The sequence below is a fragment of the Streptomyces sp. W16 genome, assembly GCF_033194735.1.
GTDB lineage: Bacteria > Actinomycetota > Actinomycetes > Streptomycetales > Streptomycetaceae > Streptomyces.
This window is the reverse complement of the sequence record NZ_JAWOAI010000435.1, coordinates 1-8,668: the sequence shown is the minus strand read 5'-3', so window position 1 is coordinate 8,668 and position 8,668 is coordinate 1. Positions and strand designations below refer to the sequence as shown.

Here is an 8,668-nt window from a genome sequence, read left to right as displayed (position 1 = left end):
GCCGGGTGCGGGCGCAGGGTGCGGGCGGCGGAGCGGGTGAACAGCACCGGTGCCTTCGACGCCGCGAGGGCCCGGCGGATCGTCTCCTCGGAGGCGCCGGACAGGTCGGCGAGCACCCCGAGCCGGTTCATCTCCCGCACGACCTCCTCGCCGAACCGGGTCAGCCCCGCCTCGCTCGCCCAGGACACCCCGGACAGCGTGAGGATCCGCAGCCCCAGCGCGTGCAGCGAGCGCAGGATGCCCAGCGAGTCGCCGAGCGCGGCGGCTCCGGCGGGACCGAGCAGCACGGCGATACGGCCGCAGTTGCGCACGTCGGTGGTCTGACCCGCGGTGTACGCCAGGCGCAGGCCCTCGGGGTGGGCGCGGACCACCGTGTTCACCAGGTCCAGTTGCTCCAGGGTGGCGCCGACCGCCCGGTCCCCGGCCAGCCCCTCGGGCAGGTGCAGCGACCAGAACAGCGCGCCGACATGCCCCTCGCGCAGCCGCGGCACATCGGTGTCCACGGAACTCTCCCCCAGCTCCAGGTCGAACCACGGCAGATGCCGCAGCGCCCACGGCAGCCCGCTGTAGCCGTCCGCGACCGGGTGCGCGGCGAGGATGGCTCGGGCGCGCTCCAGGGGAGCCGCCTCGGGGTCGGAGACGGGGTCGTACGGTTCCGCGGTGTCCGGCGGGAACGGCCCGGCGGGAAAGGGCTCGTGGACCAAGTCGTCGAGCTCGCCGACCTCGGTCGTCGCGTGCAGTTGGTCCTGGAGGTCGGCCATGGCGGGCTCCGTACGTCGTTACGGCAGTACGGTCACCGTCGCACGCCGACGAGGGGGCTACCTGGTGGGCGGGGCGTTCGGGGTACGGCGCGGGAGTGGGCGCTCCCGCGCCGCGCAGCTCACCCGTTCTTCAGCCGTCCAGCGACTCGATCGTCGCGTTCGACGGCCCCCGCGTCGCCCGGATGTCCCGCGCCACGTCCTCCGCCGCGCCCAGCACCCGTACCGCGTTCTGCCAGGTCAGCTTGGCCAGGTCGGACCTGGACCAGCCGCGGTCCAGCAGCTCCGCGATGAGGTTCGGGTAGCCGGAGACGTCACCCAGCCCGTCGGGGGTGAAGGCCGTGCCGTCGTAGTCGCCGCCGATGCCGAGGTGGTCGACGCCCGCGACCTCGCGCATGTGGTCGAGGTGGTCGGCGACCGTGGAGACCGTGGCGACCGGGCGCGGGTGAAGCTCCTCGAAGGCGTGGTGCACCTTCATCGCCTCGGCGGTGGTCTCCAGGTGGTGCAGCCCGTGCGCGCGCATGTTGTCGTCGGCGGCGGCCGTCCAGTCCACGGCGGCCTGGAGCACGAACTTCGGCACGAACGTCACCATCGCCATACCGCCGTTGGCGGGCAGCCGCTCCAGCACGTCGTCGGGGATGTTGCGCGGGTGATCACAGACTGCCCGCGACGACGAGTGCGAGAAGATCACCGGCGCGCTCGTCGCGTCCAGCGCGTCGCGCATCGTCGTGGCCGCCACGTGCGAGAGGTCGACGAGCATGCCCTCGCGGTTCATCTCCCGCACGACCGCACGGCCGAACGCCGACAGACCGCCGACCCCCGGTTCGTCCGTCGCGGAGTCCGCCCACGCCACGTTGTCGTTGTGGGTGAGCGTCATGTAGCGGACGCCGAGGGCGTACAACCCCCGCAGCGTGCCGAGGGAGTTGGCGATCGAGTGCCCGCCCTCCGCGCCCATGAGGGAGGCGATACGACCCTCCGCGCGCGCCGACTCCATGTCCGCGGCGGTCAGCGCGGGCGCCAGGTCCTGCGGGTAGCGGGCCAGCAACTGCCGTACGCAGTCGATCTGTTCCAGCGTCATCGGCACCGGGTCGGGCAGGTCCGAGCGGACGTACACCGACCAGTACTGCGCGCCGACGCCGCCCTCGCGCAGACGCGGGATGTCGGTGTGCAGATGCGCGTTCTGGTGTACGGCGATGTCGCGGGCGTCGAGGTCGTAGCCGACCTGCTTGCGCAGCGCCCAGGGCAGGTCGTTGTGCCCGTCGACGACCGGGAACTCCCGCAGCAGCTCCCGGGCTTGGTCCAGTGACGTCATCCCCGTCACTTCCCGAAGCCGAAGCCGCTGCCGCCGGCGCCGCTCTCGACCTTGGCGCGCAGCCGCTTGCCCTTCTCGGTGGCCTGGTCGTTCAGCTCCTGCTGGAACTCCCGCATCCGGACGAGGAGTTCCTCGTCGTGCGTGGCCAGGATGCGGGCCGCGAGCAGGCCCGCGTTACGCGCGCCGGCGACCGAGACGGCGGCGACGGGGACACCGGCCGGCATCTGCACGATGGAGAGCAGCGAGTCCATGCCGTCCAGGTACTTCAGGGGCACGGGGACGCCGATCACCGGCAGCGGGGTCACCGAGGCGAGCATCCCCGGGAGGTGGGCGGCGCCGCCCGCACCCGCGATGATCACCTTGAGGCCGCGGCCGTCGGCCTGCTCGCCGTACGTGATCATCTCGCGCGGCATGCGGTGCGCGGAGACGACGTCGACCTCGTAGGCGATCTCGAACTCGTCGAGCGCCTTCGCGGCGGCCTCCATGACGGGCCAGTCGGAGTCCGACCCCATGACGATTCCTACGACGGGTCCTGCGACGGGGCTCATTCGGTGATCGTGCCTCTCAGATAGCCGGCTGCGTGGCGGGCGCGGTCCAGGACGTCGGCCAGGTCGGTGCCGTAGGTGTTGACGTGGCCCACCTTGCGGCCGGGCTTCACGTCCTTGCCGTACATGTGGATCTTCAGCTGGGGGTCGCGGGCCATGCAGTGCAGGTACGCGGAGTACATGTCCGGGTAGTCGCCGCCCAGCACGTTGCACATCACGGTCCAGGGGGCGCGGGCGCGCGGATCTCCCAGCGGGAGGTCGAGGACCGCCCGGACGTGGTTGGCGAACTGGCTGGTGATCGCGCCGTCCTGGGTCCAGTGACCGGAGTTGTGCGGGCGCATGGCGAGTTCGTTGACGAGGATGCGGCCGTCGCCGGTCTGGAACAGCTCGACGGCGAGATGGCCGACGACACCGAGTTCCTTGGCGATGCGCAGCGCCATCTCCTCGGCCTGCAACGCGAGGGACTCGTCGAGGTCGGGGGCGGGTGCGATCACCGTGTCGCAGACGCCGTTCACCTGCTGGGACTCGACGACCGGGTAGGCGACGGCCTGGCCGTGCGGGGAGCGCACGACGTTCGCCGCCAGCTCCCGGACGAAGTCGACCTTCTCCTCCGCGAGCACGGGGACACCGGCGCGGAAGGGATCGGCGGCCTCCTCCACGGAGTCGACCACCCACACGCCCTTGCCGTCGTAGCCGCCGCGGACGGTCTTGAGGACGACGGGGAAGCCGTCCCCCTCCGCCGCGAAGGCGACCACGTCCGCCGGACCGCTCACGATGCGGTGCCGCGGGCACGGCACACCGATCTCGACGAGCTTCGCGCGCATCACGCCCTTGTCCTGGGCGTGCACGAGCGCGTCCGGGCCGGGGCGCACGGGGATGCCGTCCGCCTCCAGGGCCCGTAGATGCTCGGTGGGTACGTGTTCGTGATCGAAGGTGATCACATCGCAGCCCCGCGCGAAGTCACGCAGCGTGTCGAGGTCGCGGTAGTCGCCGATGACGACATCGCCGACGACCTGCGCCGCGGAATCCTGAGGGGTGTCACTGAGGAGCTTGAATCTGATGCCGAGCGGGATGCCCGCCTCGTGTGTCATACGAGCGAGCTGCCCCCCGCCGACCATGCCGACTACCGGGAACGTCACTCCCCCAGGGTATCGGTCACGCCACGGCGGCCCGATTTCCGTACCTCTTACCGTTCTTTTCCGGGTCTCTTCCCGACCTGTGAGCGGCTTCACGGGCGGCGGGGGAATGCGATGGTTAGCATGGCTGGGTCGCCGAATCCGCGATGACATCCGAGATGACAGGGGCCTGCACACCAATGGAACGTGGTTCCGAAGGGCCTTTCAAACGGCTCGCGCGCGAGGTCGCCAAGTTCGGCGCGGTGGGCGTGGTGGGCACCGTGGTGAACTTCGCGGTCTCCAACCTGCTGTGGCACCTGACCAGCCTGCAGGCCGTGCGCGCCAACGTGATCGCCACCGTCGTCGCCATCGCGTGCAACTACGTCGGCTTCCGCTACTTCACCTACCGCGACCGCGACAAGAGCGCCCGCACCAAGGAACTCACCCTGTTCCTGGCGTTCAGCCTGATCGGCCTGGTGATCGAGAACGGCGTCCTGTTCGCGGCGATCTACGGCTTCGGCTGGGACAGCTCGCTGCAGCGCAACGTCTTCAAGGTGCTCGGCATCGGCATCGCGACGCTGTTCCGCTTCTGGTCGTACCGCACCTGGGTGTTCAAGACACTGCCGGTCGAGGACGAGGAAGCCGTCGCGGAAGCCGGAGAAGCGAAGGCCTTCCCGGCCCCGCAATCGGAGCCGGCGCCCCGCCCCAAGCAACATGTGAGCTGACCGACCCACGCGCTTGCGCCGGTCCTCAGCGGACCGTGGGCTCGTCCTCGTCCACCTGCAGCCGCTTCGTCGGCGGCGTGCGCGACAGGAACAGGCCGAACACCGGCGGCTGCGCCTGCAGCATCTCCAGCCGGCCGCCGTCCGCCTCCGCGAGGTCACGGGCGACCGCCAGGCCGATCCCCGTGGAGTTACGGCCACTGATCGTCCGCTCGAAGATCCGCGCACCGAGATCGGTCGGGACCCCCGGACCTTCGTCCGTGACCTCTACGACGGCCTGGTTGCCGGTGACCCGGGTGCGCAGGGCGACCGTGCCACCGCCGTGCATCAGGGAGTTCTCGATCAGCGCGGCCAGCACCTGGGCGACCGCGCCCGGGGTGCCGACGGCCTGCAGATGCCGCTTGCCGGAGCTGACGATCGCGCGGCCGACACTGCGGTAGGCGGGGCGCCACTCGGCGAGCTGCTGCTGGATGACCTCGTCGAGGTCGAAGGAGACGGCGGAGCCGGTACGGGGGTCACGCGCGTTGGTCAGCAGCCGCTCCACGACATCGGTGAGCCGCTCGACCTGCGTGAGCGCGATCGTCGCCTCCTCCTTCACCGTGTCCGGGTCGTCCGTGAGGGTGATCTCCTCAAGCCGCATGGACAGCGCGGTCAGCGGCGTACGCAGCTGGTGCGAGGCGTCGGCAGCGAGCCGGCGCTCGGCGGTGAGCATGCGGGCGATGCGCTCGGCGGAGGAGTCGAGGACATCGGCGACCCGGTCCAACTCCGGGACGCTGTACCGCTTGTGCCGGGGGCGCGGATCACCGGAGCCGAGCCGCTCGGCGGTCTCCGCGAGGTCGGTGAGCGGCGAGGCGAGCCGGTTGGCCTGCCGTACCGCGAGCAGTACGGCGGCCACCACGGCGAGCAGCGCCACGGCACCGATGATGAGCAGCGTCCGCCCGACCTCCTGGGTCACGTTCGAGCGCGGCTCCATCACGGTGACCGACTCGCCCTCCTCACCCTTGGCGGTGGAGTGGATGACATCACCCGTCGGCTTGGTGCCTACCTCGATCGCCGGGTCGCCCGGGATGCGGATCACGGCGTAGCGATCCTCCGTGACCTGGGTGCGCAGTACCTCCGAGTCGACGATCTCCGCGCCGAGGATCCTGCTGTCCACGATGCTGGCCAGCCTGAGCGCCTCGGAATCCACGCGTTCCTGGGCGCTGTTGCTGATCGTGCGCGTCTCGACGATGACAAGGGACACACCGAACACGGCGATGACCACGAGGACCACGGCGAGCGTGGACTGGATGAGCCGACGACGCACGGGAGGCTAGCTCTTCTCGAAGCGGAAACCCACACCACGCACGGTGGCGATGTACCGGGGGTTGGCCGCGTCGTCGCCGAGCTTCTTGCGCAGCCAGGAGATGTGCATGTCGAGGGTCTTGGTGGACGACCACCACGTCGTGTCCCAGACCTCGCGCATCAACTGGTCACGAGTCACCACCCGCCCGGCGTCCCGCACCAGAACCCGCAGCAGGTCGAACTCCTTGGCGGTGAGCTGGAGTTCCTCGTCACCCATCCACGCGCGGTGCGACTCGACGTCGATCCGGACGCCGTGCGTGGCGGGCGGCTGCGCGGGCTCGGCGGCGCCGCGCCGCAGCAGGGCCCGGACGCGGGCGAGCAGTTCGGCGAGCCGGAAGGGTTTGGTGACGTAGTCGTCGGCGCCCGCGTCGAGGCCGACGACGGTGTCCACCTCGTCGGCGCGTGCGGTCAGGATGAGGATGGGGACGGTGTGGCCCTCGGCGCGCAGTCGGCGGGCCACTTCCAGGCCGTCCATGCCGGGCAGGCCCAGGTCCAGGACACACAGGTCGATGCCGCCCTGGATGCCTGCATCGAGCGCTGTCGGTCCGTCCTCGCGCACCTCGACCTCGTAACCTTCCCGTCGCAAAGCGCGGGCCAGCGGCTCCGAGATGGACGCGTCGTCCTCGGCGAGCAGTACACGGGTCATGAGGTGATGGTAGTCCGCCTCGGACAGCGGTCGGGGTGTGATCGCCACGAGTGATTCTTACCTTGGGGCAAGTCGGATTCGCCGGCGTGAGGAATCCGGTCCGAACCTGCGCCTGTGGGATGCCATCCTTGTAAACACCTTGGAAAAGTCGGCTGCGGTTCCACTTCTTCCTGTGATCGATGTCTCAAGTCCTTCCATATCCGGCAGTGTCCTGTCGTATGGTGACTGGACCGCTTGTAGTGACACTGGGGCCTTTGGCGAGCATTCACAGCTGAAGGTCCCTTTTCTGTGCGGCCCTCCCGACCAGCAAGGATCGACCATGGCGTCCAGCCTGACGAAGGACTCGGTGACTCCGGGCACCCCCGGTTCCGAGAAGACCTTCTTCGGCCACCCCCGCGGACTGGCCACTCTCTTCATGACCGAGATGTGGGAGCGCTTCTCCTACTACGGCATGAGGGCCCTGCTTCCCCTGTACCTGGTCGCCCCCGGCGGCCTCCACCTGAGTGCGGCCACCGCTACCGCGATCTACTCGGTGTACCTGTCCCTCGTGTACCTGCTCGCCCTGCCCGGCGGCTGGTTCGCGGACCGGGTCCTCGGCCCCCGCAAGACGGTCGCGGTCGCCGGCGTGGTCATCATGCTCGGCCACCTCACGCTCGCCCTCCCCTCTTCGGGCACGTTCTTCGCGGGCCTCGGCCTGGTGGCGATCGGCTCGGGTCTCCTGAAGGCCAACATCTCCACGATGGTCGGCCACCTCTACGAGGGCCCGGACGACCCGCGCCGCGACGGCGGCTTCACCCTCTTCTACATCGGCATCAACGTCGGCGCCTTCGCCGCACCGCTGGTCATCGGCACCGTCGGCGAGAACGTCAACTGGCACCTCGGCTTCGCGCTCGCCGCGGTCGGCATGGCACTCGGCCTCGCCCAGTACCTGCTCGGCACCCGTCACCTCAGCTCCCGCTCGGACGTCGTCCCCACGCCGCTGTCCGCCGAGGAGAAGACGGCCACGCTGCGCAAGTCGGGTTTCTGGGCGGCCATCGCGATCGTCTTCTACGCGGTCGTCGGCTTCTCCGGCCACTACACGCTGAACTGGCTACTGGTCCCGATCACCGTCGCCGGTCTGCTCATCCCGGTGCTGGTCATCGCCCGCATCAAGCGCGACAAGTCCCTCGACCGCGCCGACCAGTCGAAGATGTCCGCGTACATCTGGTTCTTCGTCGCCGCGGCCGTGTTCTGGATGATCTACGACCAGGGCGGCTCGACGGTGTCCCTGTTCGCCGACTCCTCGGCCAAGAACACCGTCTTCGGCTGGAACTTCCCGGTCTCCTGGTACCAGTCCGTCAACCCGGTCCTCATCATGGCCCTCGCCCCGGTCTTCGCCTGGGCCTGGCTGGCCCTGGCCCGCCGCGGCAAGGAGCCGAGCACGGCGACGAAGTTCGCGATGGGCCTGGTCCTGATCGGCGCGTCCTTCTTCCTCTTCCTGGCCCCGCTCGCGATCGCCGACGGCGGTCACAAGGCGGCGGCGATGTGGCTGGTGGCGATCTACTTCGTCCAGACGGTCGGCGAACTGACCCTCTCCCCCGTCGGCCTGTCGGTCACCACGAAGATGGCTCCGGCCAAGTACGCCTCCCAGATGATGGGCGTCTGGTTCCTCGCGGTCACGGCGGGCGACGCGACGACGGGCCTCCTGTCCATCGCCGGTGTCGACCTGAACAGGACGGGCATCGTCGCGCTGCAGGCGGTTCTCGCGGTGCTCGCGGGTGCGGCGGTGTGGATGTACCGCAAGAGGGTGCGGGAGCTTATGGGGTCTGTGCACTGACGCGGCGGGGGTTCGCGCTCCCGGTGCTTTGATGGTGCTGGTGGGCCACTCGCTTCTTTGTCAGTGTCGGGCTTCCACGGCCCGAGTAAAGGGCGCTCCCTGCGGTCGCGTCGCCTGCGGCGATGACCCTCCGGGCCACCCTTGACTCGGTCCGCTCCAGCCCGTTTTAGAAGCGAGCGAGCGGCCGGGAGGAATGGGGGTCCCAGGTCTGCCGGCCCCTCACGTCGGCTGCGTCCGCAACCGGCGGAGCGGGACGCGACCGCGCCTCGCCAGCACGCCACGTCGGCTCAGCGGCCAACGGCGAGTGGCTGGATCCCCGAGGGCGGGAGGGGAGAGAGGGAGGGGGAGGTAGGGGTCCCAAAAAAGTGTGTCACTTTCCCTGGAAGTGACACACTTCTACGGCACCCACC

8 protein-coding genes are annotated in these 8,668 nt (G+C 69.7%); 2 read left to right on the top strand and 6 right to left on the bottom strand.

Features of this window, described 5'->3' with window-relative positions:
• From R6V09_RS39230 to R6V09_RS39215, 4 genes are all read right to left on the bottom strand, one after another.
• Positions 1-761 (bottom strand): membrane dipeptidase (locus R6V09_RS39230; RefSeq protein ID WP_317886253.1); only part of this gene is annotated, 761 nt, incomplete at its 3' end.
• Positions 762-891: 130 nt separating this feature from the next.
• A complete protein-coding gene (locus R6V09_RS39225) occupies positions 892-2,070 on the bottom strand; it encodes a dipeptidase (RefSeq protein ID WP_317886252.1) in 1,179 nt (392 codons plus the stop codon).
• Positions 2,071-2,075: 5 nt separating this feature from the next.
• Positions 2,076-2,618 (bottom strand): 5-(carboxyamino)imidazole ribonucleotide mutase, encoded by a 543-nt coding sequence (gene purE, locus R6V09_RS39220; protein WP_317886251.1) that lies wholly within the window; start codon positions 2,616-2,618, stop codon positions 2,076-2,078.
• Positions 2,615-3,754, bottom strand: a complete 1,140-nt coding sequence (locus R6V09_RS39215) for a 5-(carboxyamino)imidazole ribonucleotide synthase (RefSeq protein ID WP_317886250.1) — start codon at positions 3,752-3,754, stop codon at positions 2,615-2,617. Before R6V09_RS39215 ends, purE begins: the two co-directional genes overlap by 4 nt.
• A gap of 176 nt (positions 3,755-3,930) precedes the next feature.
• On the opposite strand from R6V09_RS39215, the gene R6V09_RS39210 reads away from it, so the two are divergent.
• Complete coding sequence (locus R6V09_RS39210; RefSeq protein WP_317886249.1) at positions 3,931-4,455, top strand: GtrA family protein; 525 nt, start codon at positions 3,931-3,933, stop codon at positions 4,453-4,455.
• Positions 4,456-4,480: 25 nt separating this feature from the next.
• On the opposite strand, the gene R6V09_RS39205 is transcribed toward R6V09_RS39210, so the two are convergent.
• Positions 4,481-5,758, bottom strand: coding sequence for an ATP-binding protein (locus tag R6V09_RS39205; RefSeq protein WP_317886248.1), 1,278 nt, complete (start codon positions 5,756-5,758; stop codon positions 4,481-4,483).
• 6 nt (positions 5,759-5,764) lie between these two features.
• Positions 5,765-6,442, bottom strand: a complete 678-nt coding sequence (locus R6V09_RS39200) for a response regulator transcription factor (RefSeq protein ID WP_174447603.1) — start codon at positions 6,440-6,442, stop codon at positions 5,765-5,767.
• A 319-nt stretch (positions 6,443-6,761) separates the two neighbouring features.
• Here R6V09_RS39200 and R6V09_RS39195 point away from each other — a divergent pair, with 319 nt between their 5' ends.
• Positions 6,762-8,258, top strand: coding sequence for an oligopeptide:H+ symporter (locus R6V09_RS39195; RefSeq protein WP_317886247.1), 1,497 nt, complete (start codon positions 6,762-6,764; stop codon positions 8,256-8,258).
• Positions 8,259-8,668 lie beyond the last annotated feature (410 nt).